Annotated in this window: 2 protein-coding genes; one reads left to right on the top strand and one right to left on the bottom strand. The window is 63.7% G+C overall.

The genetic code is table 11. The features are described 5' to 3' along the window. A partial coding sequence (locus M0954_RS10390) for a LysR family transcriptional regulator (RefSeq protein WP_297353045.1) occupies nucleotides 1–345 on the bottom strand: 345 nt, incomplete at its 3' end. A gap of 128 nt (nucleotides 346–473) precedes the next feature. Between M0954_RS10390 and M0954_RS10385 the strand changes: the two genes are divergently transcribed. Beyond that, a partial coding sequence (locus tag M0954_RS10385) for an MFS transporter (RefSeq protein ID WP_297353043.1) occupies nucleotides 474–1,613 on the top strand: 1,140 nt, incomplete at its 3' end.

The raw sequence follows: 1,613 nt of genomic DNA, 5'->3' as shown, positions 1-1,613 counted from the left end.
CGCGCGCAGCGCCGCAATCGCTCGCGGCAGCACCTCGAACAGCGCCGCCGACGCGAATCCCACGGTCAGCCGCCCAGCGCGGTGCGCGCCGATCTCGCGAGCGCGGTGCGAGGCGGCATCGATTCTCGCGACGCTCATCCGCACGTCCTCCACGATCGCCAGCCCGGCCGCAGTCAGGTCCGCGCCACGCCGCGTCCGGCTGAAAAGCTTGACGCCCAGTTCCTTCTCCATGCGCGTAAGCGCCTGGCTCAGCGCGGGCTGCGCGATGTTCAGACGGTCGGCGGCGCGGGTGACGCTGCCGGCATCGGCGACGGCGAGGAAGTACTTCAGGTTTCGCGTATCCATATTAAAACGATATGAAAAATGATCATTTGCATCATATATCTTTATCCCAGTGGTCCCTAAAATGCCTCCATGGATGAGACGCATGAGTGAGCGACTTCGTCCCAAAAAATACAGTCTGGAGACAACAAGTGAACTGGTACCGCGACATATCGGCGACGGAAAAACGCACCCTGTGGAGCTGCTTCGCCGGCTGGGCTCTCGACGGCGTGGACACGCAGTTGTTCAGCCTGGTGATCCCGACCTTGCTCGTGACCTGGGGTATCGGCAAGGGCCAAGCGGGGTTGATCGGCGGCGCAACGCTCGTTGCCGGTGCGTTGGGTGGACTGCTCGCGGGCATGTTGTCGGACCGCTATGGCCGCGTGCGCGCGCTGCAGATCACCGTGGTCTGGTTCTCGCTCTTCACGTTCCTCAGCGCCTTCGCGCAGAACTTCGAACAGTTGCTTGCGCTCAAGGCTCTGCAGGGCGTGGGGTTTGGCGGCGAATGGACCGCGGGCGCGGTGCTCTTGAGCGAGACCATTCGCGCGGAACATCGTGGCAAGGCAATGGGCATCGTGCAAAGCGCGTGGGGTTTCGGCTGGGCAGGCGCCGTGCTTCTTTACATGCTGGTGTTCTCATTTGTGTCGCCGGAGTGGGCGTGGCGGTTGCTGTTCGGTATCGGGGTGATTCCAGCGGGGCTCGTGCTCTATCTGCGCCGTAACGTGGTCGAGCCGCCACGGGCCGCCCTAAGTGCGGGGTCGGCCAGGCAGGCGCTGCCCGCGGCAAGCAGCATCTTCGACCGGTCAGTGATCCGTACAACGATCGTGGGCGCACTCATCGGCGTTGGCGCGCACGGCGGCTATCACGCGATCACAACCTGGCTACCCACATACCTCAAGACGGAGCGGCACCTGTCCGTGCTCGGCACGGGGGGGTATCTCGCCGTCGTCATTACGGCGTTCATCTGCGGCTGTTTCGTGAGCGCGTGGCTTCAGGACCGGATCGGCCGCAGGCTCAACGTGATCCTGTTCGCCGTATGCTGCGTCGCGACGGTCAACCTCTATGTCTTCCTGCCAATGGGCGACACCGCGATGCTGCTCCTCAGCTTCCCGCTCGGCCTCTTCGCAGCGGGCATCCCGGCCACGCTCGGCGCGCTGTTCAACGAACTTTATCCGCAAGGCATCCGCGGTACCGGCGTGGGCTTTTGCTACAACTTCGGACGGATCGTCTCGGCGGGTTTTCCGGTGCTGGTCGGACACATGGGTAACTCGATGCCGCTTGGTTCGGCGCTT

It is taken from the genome of Paraburkholderia sp. (genome assembly GCF_026225065.1).
GTDB lineage: Bacteria > Pseudomonadota > Gammaproteobacteria > Burkholderiales > Burkholderiaceae > Paraburkholderia.
Note: the sequence above shows the minus strand (reverse complement) of the source record. Positions and strands in the feature narration are given on the sequence as shown.